This is a genomic window from Flavonifractor sp. HCP28S3_F3, from assembly GCF_052065355.1.
In the GTDB taxonomy this organism is placed as follows: domain Bacteria; phylum Bacillota; class Clostridia; order Oscillospirales; family Oscillospiraceae; genus Flavonifractor.
In genome coordinates this window covers 1-22,848 of sequence record NZ_JBQHUF010000020.1, presented here as the reverse complement: position 1 = coordinate 22,848, position 22,848 = coordinate 1, and the positions used below count along the sequence as shown (strand labels likewise).

Genomic DNA, 22,848 nt, shown 5'->3' with positions numbered 1-22,848 from the left:
AAAACGCGGTGCGCATCTTTTGTGATGCGCACCGCGTCTTTTTTTATTTGGGAAGTTGATCCGGACTTTCCACTTCTGTAACAGGGATCCCCTCGTCGGATGCTTTTTTATAGAAAACTGCAATGCCGAGGCTCGCCATGATAATGGAGACGATGGGGTTCACCAGGTTCAAAAAGGCGAAGGGGAAGTATTGGAACGTGGGGACACCCAGAGTGGCCTGCTGATAGGCGCCGCAGCCGTTCCAGGGGAACATGGGGGACCAGAGGGAGCCGCCGTCTTCCAGGGTACGGGAGAGGTAGTAACGCTCCAACCCCATTTCGTCGTAGGCCTTGCAGTACATGCGTCCGGGGATGATGTTGGCCAGATACTGGTCAGTGAGTACAAAGTCGCAGGCGATGCCGCTGATGATGGTGGTAGCAACAAGGGCGCCTACCGAGTGGACATGCTTGATGACCCGCTTCAGGATGGCGTCGGTAAAACCGGCGGTTTCCAGAATGCCGCCAAAGCAAAGAGCAAAAATAATGAGCGAGATGGTCCAGAGCATGTTGTTGACACCGCCGCGGGTAAGCAGCTGGTCCACCACAGCGTGGCCGGTATCGGCTACCACGCCGTTCTGGAAGGTGTCCAGAACGTCTCTCAGAGAGGAGCCCTGGAAAATAGCGGCGAAGATACCGCCCAGTCCGGCGGCACCCAGCAGCGAAGGAATAGCGGGGACTTTTGCCACAGCGCTGACCAGAACAAAAAGCGGGGGCAGGAACAGCCAGGGAGAAATATGATAGCTGCCGGCCAATGCCATACGGATATCTTCGATGTTTTGTGCGCTGAAATTCGAGGTATCGTGTCCCAGACCAACGATGGTGTACAGGATCAGTGCGATAATGAAACTGGGTACCGTGGTATAGAGCATGGAGTGGACATGCTTATACAGGTCTGTCTCCGCGGCGGCGGCAGCCACGTTGGTGCTGTCAGACAAGGGAGAGATCTTGTCGCCAAAATATGCACCGGAAATGATCATACCGGCGGTAATGGCGGGATTGATTCCCAGACCGGATCCGATACCCATTAGAGCAATGCCGACGGTACCTGCGGAAGTCCAGGCACTGCCGGTTGCAACGGAGACGATGGCGCACAGGATACAGCCTGTGGGAAGGAAAAATTTCGGAGAAATAAATTGAAGCCCGTAATAAATCATGGCGGGCACAGAACCGGAAAGGACCCATGAGCCGATGAGCATGCCGACGCACATGACGATGATAAGCGCCTCAATGGCACGATAGACGCTGGCAAGCATGCCATCCCGAATATCGGACCAGGTGCAGCCCACCCAAAGTGCCATGAGAGCAGCCAGGACTGTGGCCAGCACAATGGGAATGTGTGGGTCAATTTCTAGCTTTAGCATGGAATAGACGATGATGACCGCCATTCCACAGATGGGGACCAATGCCTCCCAAAGTTTTGGTTCGCGCTTGGTACGGGGGTGATGCTTGCCTGATGTGGACATTGCGACTCCTCCTTATGTTTATAGTGCGGAACCTGGGAAACTGGACTCTGATTATTAGTATAAATAGCTAAAAGTAAAAAGGCAAGACAAATTAAGAAATAGTAAAAATGCATAAAAAAGGAAAGCGAAAGTTTTGCGAGGCCGGAATGCCCTTTGCTGTTGCTTAATGTAATAAATTTCTCATATTTTCCCTTGACAGCGATTGCGGTGTGTGATATATTTCTCACAAAAGATACAAATATATCACATGAAGGAGCTGTGTCATATGTGTCTGTCCAAACGGATTTCACTCACCCGCAGCCGGCAGCTGGGAGCCCTGTGTTGGGCGCTGATCCTGGCGGCCGGCCTGTGCGCCCGCTTTTTCCCCGTCCGGGGCCTGCCCTTTCCCTCCCGAGTGGCCATCGCTGTGGCGCTGGGGGCGGCGGGGGTAGTGGTGGTGTGCACCACCCTGGGTCTGTTTACCGAGAAGGGGGATGAACGCTCTGCGGAGAACGAGCGGCGGACGGACGCCGCTCTGTTCACTCTGTTTTTCCTGGCGATGGGTGCGGGGCTCTTCCTGCTCAAGGACGGGCGTACCTTCGTCATAGGAAAAAGCGAGCTGCTGGTGATTTTTGCTTCCGTCTGCCTGGCGAAAGACCTGATCTTCCTGGCCTATGAGAGGTGGGCGAGCTGATGCTGGAGACCAAGATCAAGGCACTCCGGCAGGAGCGTGGGATGGACCAGAGCCAGCTGGCCGAGCTGGTTGGGGTGCGGCGGGAGACCATCGGCAGGCTGGAAAAGGGCCTATATAACCCCTCGCTCAAGCTGGCCATGGACATCGCCCATGTGTTCGGCCTCACGGTGGAGGAAGTCTTTTCCTTCCGGGACGAATAAAAGACCAAGTATCCCCTGATTGGGGCCGTCTGTCCGAAAACGGTGGACAGACGGCCCCGTTTTGGCTATATTGAGGGTGAAAGGAGGGGGCGGCATGAAGGTAGATATCCACATTCAGCCGGGCTGCGGGGAAGTTTCGGTGACCATCACCGCTCCCGCCCTCACCGACGAGGTCAAGGCCCTTGCCGTCCGGCTCCAGGGCGGCGGGGTACTCACCGGCTGGCGGGGGGATGTGGCGACCCCTCTGGCGGCGGCGGATATTTTGCGGTGCTACGGGGAGGAGAAGGGAGTCAAGGTCCAGACCACCCAGGGAGTATATGATCTGAAGGAGCGCCTCTATGAATTGGAGGGAAAGCTGGACCGGCACACCTTTGTGCGCATCTCCCACTCCGAGCTGGTGAATCTGGAGCAGATCACCGCCCTGGACCTGTCCCTCACCGGTACCATCCGCATGACTTTGGCGGGGGAGACGGTGTGCTATGTCTCCCGGCGGTATGTGAAAAAAATCAAGGAGGCCCTGGGGCTTTGAAAGGAGGGAATCCTCATGACACACAGACAGAAGCAATGGTTGGTCCGCATCCTCATCGGCGGACTCATTGGCATAGCCGCCCTGATTCCAGTGGGCGGACTGTTCAATGACCTGGTCAGCGGCGGGCTTATCGCCATGGGGAACCACACTTCCTTCCGGCTGGTGAGCTATGACCTGGAGCGGTTGGCCGGCCCCGCCGCCCTGGGAATCCAGTTGGGGCTTTACTTCCTGATGGGGGCGGTGGTGGGCGTGTCCACCCTTCCCTTTGCCGACGATGGGGCCACCTTGGTCCGCCGGTCCCTGGCCCACTTTGCCGTCACCGCCGGAGTTTTGACCCTGATGGTGTGCCTGTGCGGCTGGAACTGGGGAAAGCTGGTCCCTCTACTGGTCTACCTGGTGCTGCTGGTGGCGGTCTATCTGCTGATCTGGATGGTCCGGTGGGTAAGATGGTACGCCGAGGTGGCCGTTATCCGGGAAAAGCTGGGTCTGCCCCCCGGCCCCTCTCCGCTGAAGTGGAAGGAGACCCTGCCCTATATCCCGGTGGCCCTGGTCCTGTGCCTGGGGGTGCCCTGGCTGCTCCGGCAGCTGGAGGGCAGCGGGATGCCTCTGCTCAGCGGCGCGATCTACGCCCAGATTTTGCTGCCCATCGGCTGCCTGGCTTCTGGCATGCACCTGGGCAGACGCCGGGGATTTTGTCTCCTTTACCCGGTGGTGTGTACCGCTGCCATGCTGGCGGCTGTGTTCCTGGTCTATAATTACACCGTGCTGATTTTGTTCTGCGCCATCACCTTTGCCTCCTCGCTGCTGGGGGTGGCGGCGGGAGCCAACCCCCGAAAGAAAAAGGAGGATTGAATGGACAGACTATATCTGCTGATGACAGGAGGCTCTCCCATCCTGGGCGGCCTGCTGGGGGCGATGGCTCTTACCAGACTGATTTGGCGGTATCGGCCACTCCGGCTGTTCCCCTTGGGCCTTCTGGCTATCCCTCTGATCGTTGCCGGGAATGGGTATCTGATGAAAAATCTGTTCTGGGAGCTGGGTGTGCTGTACTCAGCCGCTGTGGGTGGAGCCATCATTCTGGGCTGGCTGATGGGGTGGAGGTTCTGCCGGAGAAAAGGAGCGTGATGAAAGCATGGAAATGCTTGCGCTGATGTTCTGGGGGCCGCTGGCGGTCACGCTGGCCCTCACCTTGCTGATCGGCCGCCTGACCCAGCGGCGGTTCCAGCGGCTCATCCTGCTCCCTTTGGGCTTTTTGCTGATCCCTCTGGCGGGGAGCGTGTATGAATGGATGCAGGGCGGTTTTTTCTGGGAATTGGGAGTTCTGCTGTGGGTGATGATCGGCGGAGCCATCTTCCTGGGCTGGCTGGGAGGTTGGGCCCTCTGCCGGGGAAAGGAGAGAACGCCATGAAAAAGAGTGTGAAGCTGTACAATGTTCTGCTGCCTATCTGGATCCTGTATTTCTTCCCTCAGGTGTGGATCATTACCCTGCCGGGAAACCTGCTCATTGACTGCGCGGTGCTGCTCATTACCCTGGCGGTTTTAAAGCACACTCAGAAAAAGGAAGTGCTGAAAAAGCTGTGGTGGAAGTTCTGGCTGCTGGGATTTCTGGCTGACTTCGTGGGGGCGGTGTTTCTCTTCGGTTGCTGGTACCTCACCCTGCTGCCCGCGCCCGTGGGACCCTGGTTGGACAGCATCATCTCCCAGGCATTCCTCAACCCCTTCCGCACCCTGCCCGGTTTCCTGTATACCCTGGCGGGTGTGGCGATCGCCGGTGTGTGTATCTATTTCTTCGAGAAGCGGGCCATGAAGTCCTGCACCCTGCTGGATGAACGGCAACGGCACATCGTGGCCCTCACCATGGCCATCGTTACCGCCCCCTGGACCTTCCTCATTCCCCTTTATAATTATTAAGGAAAACGCCCCCGGGACAAGGCTTGCGGCTTTGTCCCGGGGGCATTATAATGAAAGGGTATCGACGATTCAGAACGGGGGATGGGCATGGGCAAGAGCATCAGCTATTTCGGCCTGGTAGCCATGGGCGTGGGGTGTATGCTGGGTACCAGCTGGCTGCTCCTCACCGGCACCTGGCTGGAGACGGCGGGGGGACCGCTGAATCTGGCGGTGGCCTTCGCCCTGTGCATCGTCATCGAGCTGCCCTTTGCCTTTGCCTATATGGAGGCCATCCCTATGCTCCCTCTGCCCGGCGGCGAGGTGGTGTACTCCTACGCCGCCTTCGGACCCGGCGGCGGCTTTGCCGTGGGCTGGGCGGGTATCCTGATGAACACCATCGTGTACTGCTGGGTGGATTTGGCGGCAGTGTCCCTGCTGGACGGGCTGTTCCCCGCCCTGGGCACCACGGCGGTGCTCTATCACGTGGGGGAGTTCGCCGTCACCCTGCCCAATGTGGTCCTTCAGCTGGTCCTGGCGGGCGCCATCCTGTGGGTGCAGCTGCGGGGAGCCAATGTGTGCGCCTCCCTGGCCAAAATCGCCACGGTGGTGCTGCTGGTCATGTGCGCCATCGGCCTTACCATCTGCTTTGCCCACTTTGACCCGGCTGTTTACGCCTCTGACGGAGGCCTGGACTTCAACTTCTCCGGCTCGGCGGCCCTGCTGTCCCTGCTGGTGTTCTCGGTGGCCGGGTGGGAGACGGTGTCCAAGGCCGCCGCCGACGCCACTGGGCCCGCCGCCCGCAAGGCGGGAGCCGCCCTGATCACTTGCCTGTTCCTGGTCACCGGCATCCTGTGCCTGGTGTCCACCGCTGTGGCGGGCTGCATGCCCTGGACCGAGGCGGTGGGCCACACCGCACCCTTTGCCGACGTGCTGGTGTCCCTCACCGGCCAGAGCTGGGTGCGGCCCCTGTTCCTGGTTACCGCCTTCGTGGGTGCGGTGGGAGTGATGAACTCCACCCTGTACTCCTCCGCCCGGATGCTGTACGGCCTGGCTCAGTTTGCCCTGGTGTCTCCCAAATTCGCAAAGCTCCATCCCAAATACGGCACGCCCACCCGGTGTATCTGGTTTACCGCCGCCTTTGTGGTGGTTACCCCCTTCACCGGTAAGCTGCTGTTCCTGCCTTTTATCAACGTGGCCTCCCTTACCACCATCGTCATGTGGGTGATGACCTATGTTGCGGTGCTCCGGCTACGGCGCACCCGGCCAGAGCTGCGCCGGCCGGTGCACATGCCCGGGGGCATGGTGACGGCGGTGCTGGGAGCCGCGGCGTCGGTATTCCTGGCGGGCAATATCCTGCTGCCCATGAGCCCCGGGGCTCTGGACGGCCTGGAATACGCTCTGGCGGCTCTGCTGGCCGTGCTGGGTGTGGGCCTCTACCTCCGCCGGGACCGTTCGGTGTCTCCTCAGGAGCAGGAAAAACGGATCTTTGGGGACCTTTTACGCCGGTAATTACCCAAAACCCCTTGCAAAATCAGGGAAAAATGATATACTAGTGCCCACTGAGACTTTATTTCACAGAAACAGAGGGAAGGAACATGGAACGCACCAAAATCGCACAGCTTTTTGCCGATAAGGAGAGCCTGGGCGGCCAGACGGTCACCGTCTCCGGCTGGGCCCGTACCATCCGTGACATGAAGGGCTTCGGCTTTGTGGAGCTCAATGACGGCTCCTGCTTCAAGAATCTGCAGATCGTCCTGGATGCCAACGTCCTGGACAACTGTAAGGAGATCGCCGGTCAGAACGTGGGGGCTGCCCTCACTGTTACCGGCACCCTGGTGCTCACCCCCGAGGCCAAGCAGCCCATGGAGGTGAAGGCCGCCAGCGTGGTGGTGGAGGGCACCTCCACCCCCGACTACCCCCTCCAGAAGAAGCGCCACAGCGTGGAGTACCTCCGCACCATCCAGCACCTGCGGCCCCGCACCAACCTGTTCTCCGCCGCCTTCCGTGTGCGCTCCGTGGCCGCCCACGCCATCCACACCTTCTTCCAGGACCGTGGCTTTGTGTATGTCCACACTCCCATCATCACCGCCTCCGACTGCGAGGGCGCCGGTGAGATGTTCCGGGTGACCACCCTGGATCTGGAGAACCTGCCCCGCACTGAGGACGGCAAGGTGGATTACAGCCAGGACTTTTTTGGCAAGAGCGCCAACCTGACTGTGTCCGGCCAGCTGAACGCCGAGAACTTCGCCATGGCTTTTGGCGATGTGTACACCTTCGGCCCCACCTTCCGCGCCGAGAACTCCAACACCCAGCGCCACGCTGCCGAGTTCTGGATGATCGAGCCCGAGATGGCCTTCTGCGACCTGAAGGGCGACATGGACGTGGCCGAGGCCATGATCAAGTTCATCATCAACACCGTGCTGGAGAAGTGCCCCGACGAGATCAACTTCTTCAACTCCTTCGTGGACAAGGGCCTGAAGGAGCGGCTGGAGCACGTGGCCTCCTCCGACTTTGGCCGGGTGAGCTACACCGAGGCGGTGGAGCTGCTCAAGCAGAACAACGACAAGTTCGACTACAAGGTGGAGTGGGGCTGCGACCTGCAGACTGAGCACGAGCGCTACCTCACCGAGCAGATCTTCAAGCGCCCTGTCTTCGTTACCGACTACCCCAAGGAGATCAAGGCCTTCTATATGCGCCTCAACGACGACGGCAAGACCGTGGCCGCTGCCGACTGCCTGGTGCCCGGCATCGGCGAGATCATCGGCGGCTCTCAGCGTGAGGAGCGGCTGGACATCCTGGAGGCCCGCATCCAGGAGCTGGGCATGAATCCCAAGGACTACTGGTGGTACTGCGACCTGCGTCGGTACGGCGGCTGCAAGCACGCCGGCTACGGCCTGGGCTTCGAGCGGATGGTGATGTACCTCACCGGCATCTCCAACATCCGCGACGTCCTGCCTCACCCCAGAACGGTGGGCAACGCCGACTTCTAAGCATAAAACGCCAAACGGGCGTCGGGACAATTTGTCCCGACGCCCGTTTTGTATGCTCAGGAGAAGAACAGCTTCAGGTCGTCCTCCACGGTGCCGATGCCGGCGATGCCGAAATTCTCCACCAGTACCTTGGCCACGTTGGGGCTGAGGAAGGCGGGGAGAGTGGGACCCAGGTGGATGTTCTTCACCCCCAGGTAGAGCAGGGCCAGCAGCACGATGACCGCCTTCTGCTCATACCAGGCGATGTTATACACGATGGGCAGGTCGTTGATGTCCTCCAGCCCAAAGACCTCCTTCAGCTTCAGTGCAATGACCGCCAGGGAGTAGGAGTCGTTGCACTGGCCCGCGTCCAGTACCCGGGGGATGCCGCCGATGTCGCCCAGGTCCAGCTTGTTGTACTTGTATTTGGCGCAGCCGGCGGTGAGGATTACGGCGTCCTTGGGGAGCGCCTTGGCAAACTCAGTGTAGTAGTTCCGGCTCTTGGCCCGGCCGTCGCAGCCCGCCATGACCACGAACTTCTTGATGGCGCCGCTCTTCACAGCCTCCACCACCTGGTCCGCCAGGGCCAGAACTTGAGCATGGGCGAAGCCGCCGACGATCTCGCCGGTTTCGATCTCGGTGGGCGGGGCACACTTCTTGGCGTGCTCAATGAGGGCGGAAAAATCCTTCTGCTGGCCGATTTCACCGGGGATATGCTTGCAGCCGGGGAAGCCCGCCGCGCCGGTGGTGTACAGCCGGTCCTTGTAGCTGTCCTTGGGGGGCACGATGCAGTTGGTGGTCATGAGAATGGGACCGTTGAAGGACTCAAACTCCTCCTTCTGTTTCCACCAGGCGTTGCCGTAGTTGCCCACGAAGTTGGGATACTTCTTGAAGGCGGGGTAGTAGTGGGCGGGGAGCATCTCGCTGTGGGTGTACACATCCACCCCAGTGCCCTGGGTCTGCTCCAACAGTAGCTCCAGGTCCCGCAGGTCGTGGCCGGACACCAGAATGCCGGGATTTTTGCCCACGCCGATGTTGACCCGGGTAATCTCGGGATTGCCGTAAGCGCCGGTGTTGGCTCCGTCCAGCAGGGCCATACCGCTGACGCCGTGCTTGCCCACCTCCATGGTGAGGGCGATCAGGTCGTTCACCGTCAGGCCGTCGTCCAGGGTGGCGGCCAGAGCCTTCTGCAGGAAAGCGTCCACCTCCGGGTCGTCCTTCAGCAGGGCGTTGGCGTGCTTGGAGTAGGCGGACAGGCCCTTGAGACCGTAGGTAATGAGCTCCCGCAGGGAGCGGATATCCTCGTCCTTGGTGGACAGCACGCCCACCTGGGCGGCTTTCTCCTCCCAGTTGCCGGAGCCGTCCCACAGGGCGGCCTGAGGCAGCTTGTCCCGGCCATCCACCCGTTCCAGCAGCTCCCGCTTGACGTCCAGCGTGGTGCGGATGCGGGCCATAATGGCCTCCTTGTCAAAGTTGGCGTTGGTGATGGTGACGAACAGGTTGAGGGTAACGAGGTGGTTGACCTCATGAGATACGTCTCTGCCCTCGGCCCGCAGCTGAGTGGTCACAGCGGACAGACCCTTTGTCACATAGACCAGCAGATCCTGCATGGCGGCCACATCCGGCTTCTTGCCGCAGACGCCGGCGTGGGTGCAGCCGGTGCAGCCGGCGGTCTCCTGGCACTGATAACAGAACATCTTGTTTTCCATCCTGATTTCCTCCTGCATGGGGTGGTTTTCTGACTTTCTGGGGAGAGTATACACTGCCGGAGGAAACAAGTATGTTGCAAATACAACGAAACGATGGATTTTTTTATGGATGATATTGACTGCGGACGGCTGGGCAAACAAAAAGGACAGCTGAGCGGTCAGCTGTCCTTCTTTTCGTATTTTTTTAACAGGTCCTCAATGGCCTCGTCAATCAGCCGGGATTTCGGAATACGGGTGGCCTTGGCCAACTGATTGAATTGTTCCATAAGCCGGTTATCCAGAGAGGAGGTAAACCGGGTTCGATTCACAAGAATTGGCTCAGCCATCGTCCATCCCTCATTGCACTATATAGTGTAATTAGTATATCTGCCGCAGGGGCAAAATACAACTGATTGCAAATTACACTATGTTATGTATAATAGTGTAAGGATGGTGATAAAAATGGAGGAAAAAAAGACCTGTTCGACCTGCCGGTATTTCCGCCAGCACTATGTCAGGCGGGCACGCAATCAGTTTGTCCCCATCCCCTGCGGACACTGTGGAAATCCCAGACTCCGGGACAAAAAGCCGGAAGCTCCCGCCTGCCAGCGGTACAGCGAAAAGAAGGACGGCTGATTGCTCAGCCGTCCTTCTTTCAGGTGGATGCGTATATGATGGCGTCGGGAAACATCTCCCGGAGCAGTTCCACGTCTTCCTTGGGGATGCGGTGGACATCCAGCATCTCGATGGGGCAGTCCTGGATGGGGCTGTAATCGTCGATGTCCAGATAGGTGAGTTCCAGGCGCCGGAGGTTCCGGCAGCCCCGCAGGGGCTCCAGATCGGTCACGCTGGTATAGCCAATGTAGAGCCGCTCCAATTCAGAGAGCGTTTCCAGCCCGTCCAGAGACTTCAGATTCAGGTTATAGCCCAGATTCAGCTCCCGCAGGTTGTCCGCGCCGCGCAGCCCTGTAAGATCGGTGATATTATTTTCCGGAAAAAACATGTGGCAAAATCCGTCGCTCCCCTCCAGGAAGGAGAGGTCGGTCAGTCCGCAGTCCGCCAGCCTCAATTCCTCCAGATTGGGCAGGGCTGTGATGGGGGAGTAGTCGGCAATGCCGTACCCGTAGCTGATCATAAGAGATTCCAGGTGATCCCAGTCCCCGCTGGCCAGGGGTGACAGATCGGTGAGACAGGCGCCGTTCAGGATCAGCCTGTTTTCAAAAAGAGTATAGTCCCGGAGTTTGGGATCACCGGTGGCCTCATAACCTTGGGTGAGAACCGCCTGTCCCTGTTCCATCTGTCCCATGGCGGCGTACAGAGACGCGATACTCACATAGCAGGACCGGATAAAATCCTCGTCCACCCGGACCGGATTGGCCTGGGCGTGCTGGATAGCGGTCTGATAGCCGCTGATGGCGCCCTCTATATCCCACGCCGCCAGAGACAGACTGGCCATACCCGCATAGCTTTCAGCGCAGGTGGGGTCCCGATCCATGGCGGTCTGGAAGTACAGGCGGGCGTCCTCTGCGCGGCCTTCATTCAGTGCCTCCGCGCCCATGTCGCACAAAACATCGGGCCGGGCGATTTTCAGATAGATCTTGGGCCAGGCCAGCCCAAAAAACGCGACACAGACGGCCAAACATGCCACAATGACGAGTATCCGTTTTTTCAACGCTATCGCCCCCCGCTTTTTTTCTATCATATCATCTATTTAACTGGACAATCAACTTAATTTGGTAACAAAAAGGGAAAAGAGAGGGCGTTTGCCCTCTCTTTTTCGGGTTTTCGGCGTTACCGCGCCAGGGGCAGGGTCACAGTAAACGTGGAGCCCTTGCCCACTTCGCTCTCCAGGGACACGGTGCCGCCGTAGAGCTGCGTAATGTGCTTGACGATGGCCAGACCCAGACCGGTGCCGCCGTTTTTGCGGGCGCGGCCCTTATCCACCCGGTAGAACCGCTCAAAGACCCGGCTCTGTGCCTCGGGCGGGATGCCGATGCCGTTATCCCGGACGGTGATGACCACCTGATTGTCCTTCAGACGGACGGAGGTGTCCACCTTGCCGCCGTTCTCGGTATACTTGATGCCGTTGCTCATCAGGTTGAGCAGCAGCTCCTTCAGCCGGCTCTGGGGCACCGCCACCTCGGCGGACAGGCCGGTCACCGACAGGGTGACCCCGGCGTCCTGGGCGGCGGGGGTGAGGAGGGCGGCGGTGTCCTTTGCCACCTCCAGCACGTCGGAACGCTCGCTGCACTGGTCGATGGCGGCTCCCTCCAGCTCGGAGAGCTTGAGGATGTCGTTGATCAGGTCGATGAGCCGGTCCACTTCCACGCCAATCATGGTGATAAACCGCTTCTGATCCTCGGGAGAGGCCACCATGCCGCCGGAGAGCATGTCGGTAAAGCCCTTGATGCTGGTCAGCGGGGTCTTCAGCTCATGGGACACGTTGGCGGTAAACTCGCTGCGGATGCCCTCCGCCTTTTTCAGCTCGGTGACGTCGGAGATCAGGATGGAGGTGCCCACCGCCTGACCCTCATACTGCCGGCCGGCTACGGGGGAGATAAACAGACGCAGGGAGCGGGCGTCCTCGGTGAGGGCGTCCACGTCCAGCATTACGGAGCCGTGCTTCTCCTGGCACTCCCGGATGGCGTCCCGCAGACGGCGGCTGCGGGTGAGCAGCAGGGCGCCGTCGTCCTCCTCACCCTCGGGGAAGCCGAAGATGGCCCGGGCGGCCCGGTTGATAGCCAGCACCTTTCCGTTCTCGTCCAGCAGGATCAGGCCCTCCGCCATGCAGTCCAGGATCAGGGAGACCTTGTCCCGCTCGTCGGTGATGGACTGAATATAGCCGCCCAGCCGCTCCACCAGCTTGTCGATGTAGCGCAGGATGGGCCGCAGCTCGTCGTCGGACTGGTACTCCTCCAGACCGGGGGTGCCGGTGCCGTCCAGCACGCCCTGGAGGGTCTGGCTGACGGCGCTGAGGGGAGCCACCACCCGGTTGGCGGTGCGGCGGGAGAGCAGCAGGGCCAGCAGCACCGCCGCCACAGAGGCGATGAGGAAGCCCCAGAGGCTGCTGAATACCAGGGAATCGATGGAAGACAGGGGCATAGAGGCCCGGCCGATCATGCCGTCGGCAAACCGCTTTGCCACATAGAGCATAGAGGTGCCGATGGTGTCGGAGTGGCGTACCGCCTCACCCCAGCCGGTGGCGTTGGCCTCCTCCACCTCAGGACGGTTGTTGTGGTCCTCCAGGCCCTCGGGATTGGCCTCGGTGTCGGCCAGCACGGTGCCATCGGTGTCGATGATGGTGAGCCGCTTGCCCGGCGCCGCCTGGCTGAACTGTTCCGCCAGGGCCTGAGGGTCAGTGTCGGCGCTCTGGGCGTCCATCAGGACCAGCAGCTCCTGCAGGGTGTCCCGGGCGGCGTCCATCTCCCGATTCCGGAACATCAGTACCCCTACCAAATTGGACAGGAGCAGGGCGCACACCACGGTGATCAGGGTGGCGCCGATGATACGTTTTTTCATGCAGGTTCCTCCCACTAGCTAGGACATTTTATAGCCCACGCCCCGGACGGTGGTGATCACATCCTCACCCAGCTTCTGGCGCAGAGCTTTTACGTGCATGTCCACGGTACGGGTCTCGCCGGTGTAGTCATAGTCCCACACCGACTGGAGGATCTCGTCCCGGGTAAGGGCCACGCCACGGCGGGTGCACAGCAGCTTGAGCAGCTCAAACTCCTTGAAGGTGAGCTCCACCAGCTGTCCGCCCTTGCGTACCTCCCGGGCGGCGGGATCGATCTCCAGGTCGCCGCAGGTCAGGATCCGGTCGCCCCGGCGCTGGGTGCGGCGGAGCACCGCCTTCACCCGGGCCTGGAGCTCCATGATGCCGAAGGGCTTGACTACATAGTCGTCCGCCCCGTTTTCCAGGCCGGACACCCGGTCCATCTCGGCGGAGCGGGCGGTGAGCATGATGACGGGTACCTCGGAGGTCTCCCGGCCCTCCCGGAGCCGGCGGAGGATCTCCAGCCCATCCATGCCGGGCAGCATGATGTCCAGGATGTACAGCAGGGGCAGAGGCTGCCCCTCGTCGGCGAACAGTGCCTCCCCAGACTCATAGGCCCGCACGGAGTAACCCACCGATTGGAAATAGTAGCGGAGCATCTCGCGGATGCTCTCGTCGTCCTCCACGACCGCGATGGACTTGGACATGGTATCACTTCCTTAGCCTAAAATCTCTCCGGTGACACAGAAAATGGCCCACTGGGCGATATTCACCGCGTGATCCGCGATGCGCTCCAGATACTTGGCGATGATGATCAGGTCGATGGCCTGATCGGCCTCCTGGCGGTTCTCCACAATGAGCTCCACCAGCTCGGACTTGATGGTGCGGAACAGCTCGTCGATCTCGTCATCCAGGGCGATGACTGCCTTGGCGGCGTCGGTGTCCCGGTTGACGTAGGCGAAAATGGCCCGCTTCACCATCACACCGGCCTTTTGGCTCATGGTGCGGATGTGGGCCAGAGCGGAGGTCTGCTTCTGGCCGGTGAGCAGCAGGGAGATCTCCGCGATGTTGGAGCACTGGTCGCCGATGCGCTGCAGGTCGGTGACCATCTTCAGCGCGGCGGAGATGGTGCGCAGGTCGCGGGCCACCGGCTGCTGCTGCAGGAGCAGCCGCAGGCAGCGGTTCTCAATGTCCCGCTCCATCTCGTCCATGTGCTTGGTCTGCTCCATGGCGCTCTTGGCGGCGGTGTCGTCGCTGGAGGCCAGGGACTCCACCACCACGTCGATGGCGTCCTCCGCCGCGGCGGCCATGTCGATCATTTCATAATTGAGCTCCTGGAGCTCGGCGTCAAAGGTTTTTCTCATTACCCTTACTCCTTTATGACGTAGGACCCGGCGGACCGGGCCATGGAAGTTCTTTTTGGTTCTTTTTCTTTCAAGAAAAAGAATTAACCGAAGCGGCCGGTGATATAATCCTCGGTGCGTTTGTCCTTGGGCATGGAGAACAGCTGAGTGGTATCCCCAAACTCAATGAGCTGGCCCAGAAGGAAGAAGGCGCACTTGTCGGACACACGGGTGGCCTGCTGCATGTTGTGAGTGACGATGACGATGGTATACTGCTCCTTCAGATCGGAGATCAGGTCCTCGATCTTGGAGGTGGAGATGGGGTCCAGGGCGGAGGTGGCCTCGTCCATCAGCAGGATGTCGGGCTCCACCGCCAGGGCACGGGCGATGCACAGACGCTGCTGCTGGCCGCCGGACAGACCCAGAGCGGACTTCTTCAGCCGGTCCTTTACCTCGTCCCAGATGGCCGCGCCCTGGAGGGACTTTTCCACGATGTCGTCCAGACGGCTCTTGTTCTTGATGCCGTGGGTGCGGGGACCGTAGGCCACATTGTCATAGATGGACATGGGGAAGGGGTTGGGCTTCTGGAACACCATGCCGATCTGCTTGCGCAGCCAGGTCACGTCCACCTTGGAGTCGTAGATCTCCATGCCGCGATACTGCACGCTGCCGGTGATCTTGATGCCGGGCACCAGGTCGTTCATCCGGTCCAGGGTCTTAAGGAAGGTGGACTTGCCGCAGCCGGAGGGGCCGATGAGGGCGGTCACCTGCTTTTCGGGGATATCCACGCTGACGCTTTTCAGGGCCTGGGTGGGACCATACCAGAGGTCGAGATCCCGGGCCGACAGGATAATATTTTCATCCATAATGGGGTCTCCTTACTTTTTCTTTAATTTCTTGCCCACCAGCTTGGCGCTGAGGTTGATGACCAGAGTGAGGATCATCAGGATGGCGGCAATGGCGAAGGCCACGTCGAACTCGGCACGCTCCCGGGCGTACACATACAGGGCCACGGTGAGGGAGGCGCCGGAGGAGTGGATAAAGTTGCCCACAGAGGAGAAGTAGTTGTTCAGGCTCATGCCCATACCGGCGGTGAACAGCAGGGCGGCGGACTCGCCCACGATGCGGCCGATGGACAGGATGCAGCCGGTGACGATGCCGTCCACAGAGGAGGGGAGCACCACCGTGCGGATCATGTGCCACTTGCCGGCGCCCAGACCCAGAGCAGCCTCCCGGTAGGACTGGGGCACGGTCTTCAGAGACTCCTGGGTGGTGCGGATGATGGTGGGGATGGTGACGATCACCAGGGTGAGGGAGCCGGCCAGCAGGGAGGCCTGCAGACCCAGCCGCTGGCAGAAGAACAGCATGCCCACCAGACCGAAGATGATGGAGGGGATACCGGTGAGGGTCTCGGTGGCGAACTCGATGGCGGCCACGAACCGCCGGTTGGAGGCGTACTCCGTCAGATAAATGGCGGCGCCCACGCCCAGAGGCAGAATGATGATGAGGGTCATCACCACCAGATAGACCGTGTTGAGGATGTTGGGCAGGATACCGATGGTATCCTTGATGAAGCTGGGCTCACTGGTGAGGAAGCTCAGGGTCACGTGAGGCAGACCCTTCACAAAGATATAGCCGATGATGAACACCAGCAGGGCGCAGGTCAGCACCGCGCAGAAGTAGAGCAGGAACCGGAGCACCCGGTCGTATGCCTTCCGTTTTCCGGAGAGAGGCTGCATTTTAATTGCAATCACAGTATATCACCCCTTCTTCCGTTTGAGAAGCGTGTTGAGGACCACGTTAATGAGCATGATGAAGAGAAAGAGCACCAGAGCGATGGAGAACAGGGCCTGCCGCTGGAGGCCGGAGGCGTAGGCCATCTCGCTGGCCACGGCGGTGGTGAGGAAGCGGACGGACTTGAACAGCCCGGGCATGTTGGCCACGTTGCCTGCCACCATGATGATGGCCATGGCCTCGCCGATGGCCCGGCCGATGCCCAACACGATGGAAGCGGCGATACCGCTGGAGGCCGCCGGGACGGACACCCGGAACACGGTCTCGATGTGGGTGGCGCCCAGGGCCAGGGAGGCCTCCTCATACTCCCGGGGCACCGCCTTCAGGGCGGTCTCGGACACCGAGATGATAGAGGGCAGGATCATAACGGCCAGCACGATGATGGCGCAGAACAGGCTGGCGCCGTCAGGCAGGTTGAACAGCTCCCGGACGGCGGGCACCAGCACCATCATACCGATAAGGCCGTATACCACCGAGGGGATACCGGCCAGCAGGTCCACCGCCGGGCGGACCACAGCGGCCAGCTTGGGCGGCGCCACCTTGGCCAGGAACACCGCCGTCATGAAGCCTACCGGCACGCCCAGCACGATGGCGCCGGCGGTACCGTAGATGGAGGTGAGGATGAAGGGGAGAATACCGAATTTGGGTTCGGCGGCGGTGGAGGCCCACTCCTTGCCGAACAGGAAGTCCACCAGGCCGATCTCCTTGATGGCAGGCAGACCGGAGATGATCAGATAGACGCTGATGAACAGTACGAACACGATAGCGATAAGCCCGCACAGGAAAAACAGCAGATTCATAAAGACTTCCAGCGGGCGGAGCTTTTGTTTCATGGCAGATTACCGGCCTTTCGTAGGATAGGTCATATCATGGCGAGTACCCCCTCGGGTTCGAGGGGGTACTTTCCGTGAAGAATCAGGTCAGGTTTTAGGCCACAGGCACGGCGCCGGCGTCAGCGATCAGGCTGGAAGCCTCAGCGGAGGTAGCCCACTCGATGAAGGCGTTGGCGGCGTCGGAGAGCTCAGCGCTCTCGTTGATGATGAAGTTGAAGTTACGCTGCACAGCGTAGGTGCCGTCCAGAACGGTCTCCTCAGTAGGAGCCACGCCGCCCACGGTGATGGCCTTCACAGTCTCGTCCACGGCGGACAGGGAGGCGTAGCCGATGGCGTTGGGGTTGGAAGCCACGTTGGCGATCACTTCGCCGGTGGAGGTCAGCTCGTTCTGGTACTTGCAGGCATCCTCGGTGCCGGTGATGGACTCAAAGCCGTCGCGGGTGCCGGAACCAGCCTCACGGCCGATGAACACGACCTGGCCGTCGTTGCCGCCAACCTCAGACCAGTTGGTGATCTCGCCGGTAGCCAGAGCGGCGATCTGCTCCAGGCTCAGGTCAGCCACGGGGTTCTCGGGGTTGACGATGATGGCGATGCCGTCCTTGGCAACGGTGATCTGCTTCACGCCGGTCTCGTCGTCCTTCAGGTCACGGGAGGCCAGGCCGATGTCGCAGGTGCCGTCCTGAGCGCCGGTGACGCCAGCGCCGGAACCGGAACCGGTGTAGTTGATGGTGATGCCGGGCTGGACTTCCTTAAAGCCCTCGGTCAGGTAACCCATCACGCTCTCCATGGAGGTGGAGCCGTTGGTGTTGACGGTGCCGGACAGCTCGGTGGTGGCGGGAGCCTCGGACTCCACAGCGGCGGGGCTGTTGGAGCCGGCGGCGGGGGTCTCGGTGGTGTCGCCGTTGCTGCCGCAGCCAGCCAGCAGGCCGACGCACAGAGCGGCGGAGAGCATCAGGGCAAGAGTTCTCTTTTTCATGTTGTTCGATCTCCAATCATGCATAGTTTTCTTCATTTCTGGGAACGCTTATCAGTATATCTGGCAATTGTAAAGTTGTCCTTCAAGCCTTTGTAAAGACTGTGTAAAGCCCCTTTTTGACATAAGAATGCCCGACTTTACACGAACCATACCACTTTACAAAAGAAAAAAGGCCGTGCCGCGGAACCTTCCGCGGCACGGCCTAACATTTGATTCAGTTCAATCCCAGCCAGTTCTTCAGATCCCACAGGTCGGGAGCCACGTGGGCCATAGGGAATCCGGCGCCGGCAAAATCCTCTGCGGATGTGGTGCCGTTGAGCACCGCACAGAAGGAGGCGCCTGCCCGCTGGGCGGTCTCGGCGTCGATGACGGTGTCACCGCAGTAGAGCACCTGCTCCGGGGACAGCCCCTGAGCGGCGATGGCGGAGAGCAGTCCCTCCGGGTCGGGCTTGGGATGTGTCACCCGGTCGCCGCCGGTGATGGAGGCAAACAGAGGGGCCACGCCCCGGGCCTCCAGAATGGACAGCAGGGTGTCCGTCCGCTTGGTGCTGACCACCCCAGCGGGGATCCCCGCCTGATGGAGGGCATCCAACAGCTCCCGGGCGCCGGAACACAGCACAGCGGTCTCCGCCTGCATGGGTCCGGCCTTTTCGGTGTAAAGGGTCCGGAATCTGGCCCGGTGCTCCGGGTCGGGATCTCCGGAGAGGAAGGTGTATTCCTCCTCCAGCGGCATGCCTACCGTTCGGCGTACCGCTTCATAGCCCGGCTCCGGCAGGCCCATTTTGGAAAAGGCGTACCGGAAGCCTGCCACGATAGCCTCTGAACAGTCGCCCAGGGTAAAGTCAAAATCAAAAAAGACTGCCTTATACTGCATGTGGTCTCTTCGCTCCCTTATTCGTACTGTTTCCGGCCAGTAGTGCTGGGAATGTGGAGCTCGTCCCGGTACTTGGCCACGGTGCGCCGGGAGAGGACACAGCCCTGGGCGGCCATGAGCTGGCACAGCTTCTGGTCGGACAGGGGCTTTTTCTTGTCTTCACCGGCGATAAGCTTCTTGAGCAGGGCCTTGGCCGCGTCAGGAGAGGCGGCGTCGTCTCCCGCGGAGACGGGGCCCAGGCTGCGGGAGAAGAAATAGCTCAGCGGGTAAACTCCCATAGAGCACTGGATGTATTTGTCCTTGGTGGCCCGGCTGACGGTGGACTCATGGACCCCGATGCGCTCGGCCACGTCGGCCAGAGACAGGGGCACCAGGTGGCCCGGTCCCTTGCGGAAGAAGGCCTCCTGGAAGTCCAGAATGCACTCGGCGCAGGCCATCAGGGTGGAACGGCGCTGTTCGATGGCCTTTACCATCCACTTGGCCTGCCGCACCTTTCCGGTCAGGTACTCCTTGACGCCGTCATCCTCGCTCTCCTTCATCAGCTTGGTGTAGTATCCGCTGATGTTCAGGGTGGGGAAGTAATAATCGTTGGTCAGCAGCTCAAAATGGTCAGGGAAGCTGACCACGATGATGTCCGGATTGATATAGGTCAGGTTCTCCCGGGCGGCAAAGCCGGTGCCGGGCCGGGGATTGAGCTTGCGGATCCGGTCGCAGGAGGCGCGTACCTCCTCCTGGGTGACCTTCAGCTCCCGGGCGATCAGTCCATACCGGCTCTTGGACAGGGCGTCCAGATAGCCGTCCACAATACGCACCGCCAGCTCGTCCACCGGTGTGCGGCGGACCAGCTGGAGCCGTAAGCACTCGGACAGGTCCCGGGCTCCCACACCGGCGGGCTCCAGGGACTGCACCGCTTCCAAAGCCTGCTCCATGACCTCCATGGTGCAGCCCAGGTCGGCGGCCAGGTCGGTCAGAGGCTCGTCCAGCCAGCCGTTCTGGTTCAGGCTCTCCACCAGGAAGACCCCGGCCTCCATCACCTCCGGCTCCAGGTCCATCACCTTCAGCTGAGAGAGCACGTAATAATAGAGATTTTCATCGTCGTCCCGTACGGTTCCGTAATTGTTCAGCGGGTCGTTTTCCTCCTCGGAGTCCTGCTGGTGGTAATAGCGGTTCTGAGGGTCGGTAGATTCCAGCCATTCCAGCTTGCGCCGAAGGACGGAAAACTCGTCCTGCTTATCGTAGTTCTGTTCCGGCTCCAGCACCGGATTTTCCTGCACGGCCTCCTCGATGTATTCCAGAAGCTCCTGAGAGCCCATCTGCAGAACCTCCATGGACTGCATCATCTGGGGGGACAGCGTCTGCGTCTGCTTCTGAGATAGATTGAGTTCCAATGCCTTTGGCCTCCCTCTGCGAAAAACGTCATATCTCGTCTTGTTCGGGAGACAGTATATCACGGAACTGGGACTGATTTCAACTGCCCAGCCGGGCTGAGCATGTAGAAAATGCTGGCGGCTTAGCTGCGGGTCTGCTCAAGAAAGGCCTCCGCGCCGTAGCGCAGGCAGCGCCGCAGCCGGGCTTCGCCCCGCTTGATAGTGCGGGAGACGGTAGACTTGTCCACCCCCAGCCGCTCCCCGATCTGGCGCATATTGAGCTGCTCTCCATAGTAGAGAAGCAGAAATTCCCGCTGCCGGGGCGTGACATCCTCCCGCAGAGCCCGCACCAGATTGTGCTTGAGCCGGGCCATCTGCTGGGAATTGTCCTCGGCCATGGCCCGGGAATAGGCCGCCATGTCTGCGGCGTACATGCCGCCTCTTCTATATCGTGTACTTGACATTGCGCCGGTACCCCCTCTCGTAATACCGCTCACACAGTACCGCCAGGTCCCTGGCCTCCCGCCACATGGTCCGCAGCAGCTTGATGCGGTCATCCAGCCGTACCCGGCTGGCCTCGTCCATCCCCTCCCGCTGCTGACGTTCCAGCAGCAGAGCCCGCTCCTGCAGTGCCTCGGCATTGGTCCGGTATTCCACCGATAGCTCCAATAAGGTCATGTCTCTCCTCCCTTTCCTCCTGCCGGATGGCTGCCAGGCAGCGGGCACACAATTCCCGCTCCTGCCCGTACAGCTCTCCCCGGCACCGGCGGCACCAGCCTGCCGGTGGGACCCGCTGCACATCCCGCAGCGGGTCCGTCCAAACCAAGATTTGGATCTCTTTTCCCCTCCTAAAAAAATATCAAAAAAAGAGCATACTTTTTCTTGACAAAACACATCCTTTCTGGTAAAATAACCTTCGCTGTGGACGAGCTGGTATGCTGGTGTAGCTCAGTTGGTAGAGCAGCTGATTTGTAATCAGCAGGTCGGGGGTTCGAGTCCGTCCACCAGCTCCATCGTTCAACTTCATATGGAGGAGTTCCCGAGTGGCCAAAGGGGGCAGACTGTAAATCTGTTGCGATTCGCTTCGGTGGTTCGAATCCACCCTCCTCCACCAAAAACGTCCCGCCAGTAGGTGGGGCGTTTTTGTTTGTAAAAATTTCACCGATTGGTGTTTGAAGGAACAAGATATAGAACATAAGTTCTAATGTGTAGACATAATAACACCGTTTGGAGATAAAAGTCAAGAGGATACGAGAAAAATACATTGCGTTTGGTGATAAAGTGTGATAGAATAGCCCCGAAAATGGGACAGGGAGGGGCTTGGCATGAAGCAGGAAACCACCATCGGTGTCCGCCTGCGCACGATCATGGAGGAGCAGAGGCTGGGCTATGAGCAGTTGGGAGACCGGCTGCATATGAATCCTCAGACCCTCAATCGCTATGTACTGGGGCAGCGGGAGCCCAAGATCGGCACCGCCGCGGCCATAGCCCGGGCTCTCGGAGTGGATCCTCTGTGGCTCCAGGGCTTTGATGTGCCCCGAATTCCGACGCCTGTGCCCCGGGAGACCACGGTGGTACCCATTCTTGGCACCATTCGGGCGGGTGTCCCGCTGCTGGCCCAGCAGGATCTGGAGGGGTATGCCGCCGCCGATGTGCCTGACCCGGAGGAGCATTTTTATCTGCGGGTGACTGGAAACAGCATGATAAATGCAGGCATTCGGGAAGGAGATCTGGTGCTCATCCGGCGGCAGGAGACCGCTGAGAACGGCCAGATCGTGGCCTGCCTGGTAGACGGAGAGGATGCCACTCTGAAGCGCTTTCGGGCACAGAAGGGTGTAGTAATCCTCCAGCCGGAAAACCCGGATTACGAGCCCAAGATCATCCCCATGAGGGATTTTGAGACTGGCGCCGCCCGAATCATCGGTGTGGCGGTGAAGCTGGTGCGGAATTTGTAAAAGGAGGCAACGCTGTGGTTACAGAGGATTGGATGATGCGGCAGGTGGAGGCAATGGCCCGCTCCATTGCGCTGCTGGTATTTCATAAGGATGGTACGGAGTATGTGCCCTCCGGAGATGTGCAGGCCGACGGGCTCCATGGGGAGCTGATGCGCCTTCTGGCGGAAGGGGACCTGTGCGGCGGGGAGGACCTGCTGTTTGAGACCGCCGAGGAGGGCGGACTGGGCTGCCTGGAGGCCGGGGTGGATTTTTACGCCCGACTCAACGAGCTGAGCGACGCCCAGCTGGAGGAGGCCGGCTTTGGCCGGGACGAGATCCAGGAGGGGCTCCAGGATTTGTCGGATCATTTCGGCGTGGTATTATAAGGAGGAACAGAACATGAAGATTGATTTTGCCCATATGGAGGAGCAGGCCCTGGAGCACTTTAAGGGCGGCGAAAAGGTGACCCATGCCAAGCTGGTCAATGAGCAGGGAGCACGCATCATGCACGGCCGGCTGGAGCCGGGCGCTTCCATTGGCCTGCACACCCACGAGGGGAGCAGCGAGGTGATCTATGTGCTCTCCGGCACCGGAAAGGTGCTGTACGACGATGGTGAGGAGGCTCTGGTCCCAGGCGACTGCCATTTCTGTCCGGAAGGACACGCCCATTCTCTGATCAACAACGGTACGGAAGACCTGATCTTCTTTGCCGTGATCCCTCTGTATGCATAAAAAAGGTGGCGGGCGCCCCCCGGGCCGCCCCGATTTTTTTAGCGTTCCC

28 protein-coding genes and 2 tRNA genes are annotated in these 22,848 nt (G+C 60.2%); 15 read left to right on the top strand and 15 right to left on the bottom strand.

From position 1 onward, the window contains the following. Positions 1–43: 43 nt before the first annotated feature. On the bottom strand, positions 44–1,501 hold the full coding sequence (nhaC, locus tag ACTNB1_RS13985) for a Na+/H+ antiporter NhaC (RefSeq protein ID WP_441170327.1): 1,458 nt from the start codon (positions 1,499–1,501) through the stop codon (positions 44–46). Positions 1,502–1,766: 265 nt separating this feature from the next. Between nhaC and ACTNB1_RS13980 the strand changes: the two genes are divergently transcribed. The 9 genes from ACTNB1_RS13980 to asnS all read left to right on the top strand — a co-directional run bounded on the left by ACTNB1_RS13980 (position 1,767) and on the right by asnS (position 7,783). Further along, the gene (locus tag ACTNB1_RS13980; RefSeq protein WP_441170325.1) at positions 1,767–2,174 is read left to right on the top strand and encodes a hypothetical protein; all 408 of its coding nucleotides are present in this window, start codon (positions 1,767–1,769) and stop codon (positions 2,172–2,174) included. After that, positions 2,174–2,374 carry a helix-turn-helix transcriptional regulator gene (locus ACTNB1_RS13975; protein WP_441170323.1) on the top strand — a complete coding sequence of 67 codons (201 nt, stop codon included), beginning with the start codon at positions 2,174–2,176 and terminating at the stop codon, positions 2,372–2,374. Before ACTNB1_RS13980 ends, ACTNB1_RS13975 begins: the two co-directional genes overlap by 1 nt. Positions 2,375–2,468: 94 nt before the next feature. Then, positions 2,469–2,903 carry a LytTR family DNA-binding domain-containing protein gene (locus ACTNB1_RS13970; protein WP_441170321.1) on the top strand — a complete coding sequence of 145 codons (435 nt, stop codon included), beginning with the start codon at positions 2,469–2,471 and terminating at the stop codon, positions 2,901–2,903. Between the two features lie 15 nt (positions 2,904–2,918). Next, the gene (locus ACTNB1_RS13965; RefSeq protein ID WP_441170319.1) at positions 2,919–3,755 is read left to right on the top strand and encodes a DUF3021 family protein; all 837 of its coding nucleotides are present in this window, start codon (positions 2,919–2,921) and stop codon (positions 3,753–3,755) included. Then, complete coding sequence (locus tag ACTNB1_RS13960; protein WP_441170317.1) at positions 3,756–4,028, top strand: hypothetical protein; 273 nt, start codon at positions 3,756–3,758, stop codon at positions 4,026–4,028. A gap of 7 nt (positions 4,029–4,035) precedes the next feature. Beyond that, positions 4,036–4,311, top strand: a complete 276-nt coding sequence (locus ACTNB1_RS13955) for a hypothetical protein (RefSeq protein ID WP_441170315.1) — start codon at positions 4,036–4,038, stop codon at positions 4,309–4,311. Beyond that, on the top strand, positions 4,308–4,814 hold the full coding sequence (locus tag ACTNB1_RS13950; protein WP_441170313.1) for a hypothetical protein: 507 nt from the start codon (positions 4,308–4,310) through the stop codon (positions 4,812–4,814). The genes ACTNB1_RS13955 and ACTNB1_RS13950 overlap by 4 nt, the downstream gene beginning before the upstream one ends. Before the next feature lie 87 nt (positions 4,815–4,901). Further along, on the top strand, positions 4,902–6,302 hold the full coding sequence (locus ACTNB1_RS13945) for an APC family permease (RefSeq protein ID WP_441170311.1): 1,401 nt from the start codon (positions 4,902–4,904) through the stop codon (positions 6,300–6,302). 86 nt (positions 6,303–6,388) lie between these two features. Beyond that, on the top strand, positions 6,389–7,783 hold the full coding sequence (asnS, locus tag ACTNB1_RS13940; protein WP_441170309.1) for an asparagine--tRNA ligase: 1,395 nt from the start codon (positions 6,389–6,391) through the stop codon (positions 7,781–7,783). 56 nt (positions 7,784–7,839) lie between these two features. Here asnS and hcp read toward each other — a convergent pair whose 3' ends face one another. Then, a complete protein-coding gene (gene hcp, locus ACTNB1_RS13935) occupies positions 7,840–9,471 on the bottom strand; it encodes a hydroxylamine reductase (protein WP_441170307.1) in 1,632 nt (543 codons plus the stop codon). Between the two features lie 158 nt (positions 9,472–9,629). Beyond that, entirely contained in the window at positions 9,630–9,797 is a 168-nt protein-coding gene (locus ACTNB1_RS13930; protein ID WP_441170306.1) for a ribbon-helix-helix domain-containing protein, read from the bottom strand. Between the two features lie 115 nt (positions 9,798–9,912). Here ACTNB1_RS13930 and ACTNB1_RS13925 point away from each other — a divergent pair, with 115 nt between their 5' ends. Further along, positions 9,913–10,086, top strand: a complete 174-nt coding sequence (locus ACTNB1_RS13925) for a hypothetical protein (RefSeq protein ID WP_441170304.1) — start codon at positions 9,913–9,915, stop codon at positions 10,084–10,086. Between the two features lie 19 nt (positions 10,087–10,105). On the opposite strand, the gene ACTNB1_RS13920 is transcribed toward ACTNB1_RS13925, so the two are convergent. From ACTNB1_RS13920 to ACTNB1_RS13865, 12 genes are all read right to left on the bottom strand, one after another. Continuing rightward, positions 10,106–11,122, bottom strand: a complete 1,017-nt coding sequence (locus tag ACTNB1_RS13920; protein ID WP_441170303.1) for a hypothetical protein — start codon at positions 11,120–11,122, stop codon at positions 10,106–10,108. A 119-nt stretch (positions 11,123–11,241) separates the two neighbouring features. Then, positions 11,242–12,969, bottom strand: coding sequence for an ATP-binding protein (locus ACTNB1_RS13915; protein ID WP_441170302.1), 1,728 nt, complete (start codon positions 12,967–12,969; stop codon positions 11,242–11,244). A gap of 18 nt (positions 12,970–12,987) precedes the next feature. Then, positions 12,988–13,653 carry a response regulator transcription factor gene (locus tag ACTNB1_RS13910; protein WP_441170301.1) on the bottom strand — a complete coding sequence of 222 codons (666 nt, stop codon included), beginning with the start codon at positions 13,651–13,653 and terminating at the stop codon, positions 12,988–12,990. A gap of 12 nt (positions 13,654–13,665) precedes the next feature. Continuing rightward, complete coding sequence (gene phoU, locus ACTNB1_RS13905; protein ID WP_441170299.1) at positions 13,666–14,310, bottom strand: phosphate signaling complex protein PhoU; 645 nt, start codon at positions 14,308–14,310, stop codon at positions 13,666–13,668. A gap of 83 nt (positions 14,311–14,393) precedes the next feature. Further along, the gene (gene pstB, locus ACTNB1_RS13900) at positions 14,394–15,155 is read right to left on the bottom strand and encodes a phosphate ABC transporter ATP-binding protein PstB (RefSeq protein ID WP_441170298.1); all 762 of its coding nucleotides are present in this window, start codon (positions 15,153–15,155) and stop codon (positions 14,394–14,396) included. 12 nt (positions 15,156–15,167) lie between these two features. Further along, positions 15,168–16,034: a phosphate ABC transporter permease PstA gene (gene pstA, locus ACTNB1_RS13895; RefSeq protein ID WP_441170335.1), complete on the bottom strand. Its 867-nt coding sequence runs from the start codon at positions 16,032–16,034 to the stop codon at positions 15,168–15,170. 15 nt (positions 16,035–16,049) lie between these two features. Further along, positions 16,050–16,916, bottom strand: coding sequence for a phosphate ABC transporter permease subunit PstC (gene pstC / locus ACTNB1_RS13890; protein ID WP_441170296.1), 867 nt, complete (start codon positions 16,914–16,916; stop codon positions 16,050–16,052). 94 nt (positions 16,917–17,010) lie between these two features. Further along, the gene (locus ACTNB1_RS13885; RefSeq protein ID WP_441170294.1) at positions 17,011–17,892 is read right to left on the bottom strand and encodes a substrate-binding domain-containing protein; all 882 of its coding nucleotides are present in this window, start codon (positions 17,890–17,892) and stop codon (positions 17,011–17,013) included. 214 nt (positions 17,893–18,106) lie between these two features. Continuing rightward, the gene (locus ACTNB1_RS13880; protein ID WP_441170293.1) at positions 18,107–18,766 is read right to left on the bottom strand and encodes an HAD family hydrolase; all 660 of its coding nucleotides are present in this window, start codon (positions 18,764–18,766) and stop codon (positions 18,107–18,109) included. A gap of 17 nt (positions 18,767–18,783) precedes the next feature. Then, positions 18,784–20,154, bottom strand: coding sequence for an RNA polymerase factor sigma-54 (gene rpoN, locus ACTNB1_RS13875; RefSeq protein ID WP_441170291.1), 1,371 nt, complete (start codon positions 20,152–20,154; stop codon positions 18,784–18,786). Positions 20,155–20,276: 122 nt separating this feature from the next. Next, positions 20,277–20,597, bottom strand: coding sequence for a sigma-70 family RNA polymerase sigma factor (locus ACTNB1_RS13870; RefSeq protein ID WP_441170289.1), 321 nt, complete (start codon positions 20,595–20,597; stop codon positions 20,277–20,279). Then, on the bottom strand, positions 20,578–20,811 hold the full coding sequence (locus tag ACTNB1_RS13865) for a hypothetical protein (RefSeq protein WP_441170287.1): 234 nt from the start codon (positions 20,809–20,811) through the stop codon (positions 20,578–20,580). The genes ACTNB1_RS13870 and ACTNB1_RS13865 overlap by 20 nt, the downstream gene beginning before the upstream one ends. A gap of 259 nt (positions 20,812–21,070) precedes the next feature. On the opposite strand from ACTNB1_RS13865, the gene ACTNB1_RS13860 reads away from it, so the two are divergent. The 5 genes from ACTNB1_RS13860 to ACTNB1_RS13840 all read left to right on the top strand — a co-directional run bounded on the left by ACTNB1_RS13860 (position 21,071) and on the right by ACTNB1_RS13840 (position 22,799). After that, a tRNA-Thr gene (locus ACTNB1_RS13860) sits at positions 21,071–21,146 on the top strand. Positions 21,147–21,162: 16 nt separating this feature from the next. Beyond that, a tRNA-Tyr gene (locus ACTNB1_RS13855) sits at positions 21,163–21,247 on the top strand. Between the two features lie 211 nt (positions 21,248–21,458). Then, complete coding sequence (locus ACTNB1_RS13850) at positions 21,459–22,088, top strand: helix-turn-helix domain-containing protein (RefSeq protein WP_441170285.1); 630 nt, start codon at positions 21,459–21,461, stop codon at positions 22,086–22,088. A 14-nt stretch (positions 22,089–22,102) separates the two neighbouring features. Further along, positions 22,103–22,453 carry a DUF6483 family protein gene (locus ACTNB1_RS13845; RefSeq protein WP_441170283.1) on the top strand — a complete coding sequence of 117 codons (351 nt, stop codon included), beginning with the start codon at positions 22,103–22,105 and terminating at the stop codon, positions 22,451–22,453. A 13-nt stretch (positions 22,454–22,466) separates the two neighbouring features. After that, positions 22,467–22,799 carry a cupin domain-containing protein gene (locus tag ACTNB1_RS13840; RefSeq protein WP_441170281.1) on the top strand — a complete coding sequence of 111 codons (333 nt, stop codon included), beginning with the start codon at positions 22,467–22,469 and terminating at the stop codon, positions 22,797–22,799. The last annotated feature ends 49 nt before the right edge of the window (positions 22,800–22,848 follow it).

Bases quoted from the DNA above. Each gene is read 5' to 3' on its own strand.
- nhaC (WP_441170327.1), bottom strand. From the start codon at position 1,501: ATGTCCACATCAGGCAAGCATCACCCCCGTACCAAGCGCGAACCAAAA.
- ACTNB1_RS13965 (WP_441170319.1), top strand. From the start codon at position 2,919: ATGACACACAGACAGAAGCAATGGTTGGTCCGCATCCTCATCGGCGGA.
- ACTNB1_RS13910 (WP_441170301.1), bottom strand. From the start codon at position 13,653: ATGTCCAAGTCCATCGCGGTCGTGGAGGACGACGAGAGCATCCGCGAG.
- ACTNB1_RS13955 (WP_441170315.1), top strand. From the start codon at position 4,036: ATGGAAATGCTTGCGCTGATGTTCTGGGGGCCGCTGGCGGTCACGCTG.
- ACTNB1_RS13865 (WP_441170287.1), bottom strand. From the start codon at position 20,811: ATGACCTTATTGGAGCTATCGGTGGAATACCGGACCAATGCCGAGGCA.
- pstB (WP_441170298.1), bottom strand. From the start codon at position 15,155: ATGGATGAAAATATTATCCTGTCGGCCCGGGATCTCGACCTCTGGTAT.
- asnS (WP_441170309.1), top strand. From the start codon at position 6,389: ATGGAACGCACCAAAATCGCACAGCTTTTTGCCGATAAGGAGAGCCTG.
- phoU (WP_441170299.1), bottom strand. From the start codon at position 14,310: ATGAGAAAAACCTTTGACGCCGAGCTCCAGGAGCTCAATTATGAAATG.
- ACTNB1_RS13885 (WP_441170294.1), bottom strand. From the start codon at position 17,892: ATGAAAAAGAGAACTCTTGCCCTGATGCTCTCCGCCGCTCTGTGCGTC.
- hcp (WP_441170307.1), bottom strand. From the start codon at position 9,471: ATGGAAAACAAGATGTTCTGTTATCAGTGCCAGGAGACCGCCGGCTGC.
- ACTNB1_RS13870 (WP_441170289.1), bottom strand. From the start codon at position 20,597: ATGTCAAGTACACGATATAGAAGAGGCGGCATGTACGCCGCAGACATG.
- ACTNB1_RS13880 (WP_441170293.1), bottom strand. From the start codon at position 18,766: ATGCAGTATAAGGCAGTCTTTTTTGATTTTGACTTTACCCTGGGCGAC.
- ACTNB1_RS13970 (WP_441170321.1), top strand. From the start codon at position 2,469: ATGAAGGTAGATATCCACATTCAGCCGGGCTGCGGGGAAGTTTCGGTG.
- ACTNB1_RS13960 (WP_441170317.1), top strand. From the start codon at position 3,756: ATGGACAGACTATATCTGCTGATGACAGGAGGCTCTCCCATCCTGGGC.
- ACTNB1_RS13980 (WP_441170325.1), top strand. From the start codon at position 1,767: ATGTGTCTGTCCAAACGGATTTCACTCACCCGCAGCCGGCAGCTGGGA.
- ACTNB1_RS13850 (WP_441170285.1), top strand. From the start codon at position 21,459: ATGAAGCAGGAAACCACCATCGGTGTCCGCCTGCGCACGATCATGGAG.
- ACTNB1_RS13840 (WP_441170281.1), top strand. From the start codon at position 22,467: ATGAAGATTGATTTTGCCCATATGGAGGAGCAGGCCCTGGAGCACTTT.
- ACTNB1_RS13925 (WP_441170304.1), top strand. From the start codon at position 9,913: ATGGAGGAAAAAAAGACCTGTTCGACCTGCCGGTATTTCCGCCAGCAC.
- ACTNB1_RS13975 (WP_441170323.1), top strand. From the start codon at position 2,174: ATGCTGGAGACCAAGATCAAGGCACTCCGGCAGGAGCGTGGGATGGAC.
- ACTNB1_RS13930 (WP_441170306.1), bottom strand. From the start codon at position 9,797: ATGGCTGAGCCAATTCTTGTGAATCGAACCCGGTTTACCTCCTCTCTG.
- ACTNB1_RS13915 (WP_441170302.1), bottom strand. From the start codon at position 12,969: ATGAAAAAACGTATCATCGGCGCCACCCTGATCACCGTGGTGTGCGCC.
- ACTNB1_RS13950 (WP_441170313.1), top strand. From the start codon at position 4,308: ATGAAAAAGAGTGTGAAGCTGTACAATGTTCTGCTGCCTATCTGGATC.
- ACTNB1_RS13945 (WP_441170311.1), top strand. From the start codon at position 4,902: ATGGGCAAGAGCATCAGCTATTTCGGCCTGGTAGCCATGGGCGTGGGG.
- pstC (WP_441170296.1), bottom strand. From the start codon at position 16,916: ATGAAACAAAAGCTCCGCCCGCTGGAAGTCTTTATGAATCTGCTGTTT.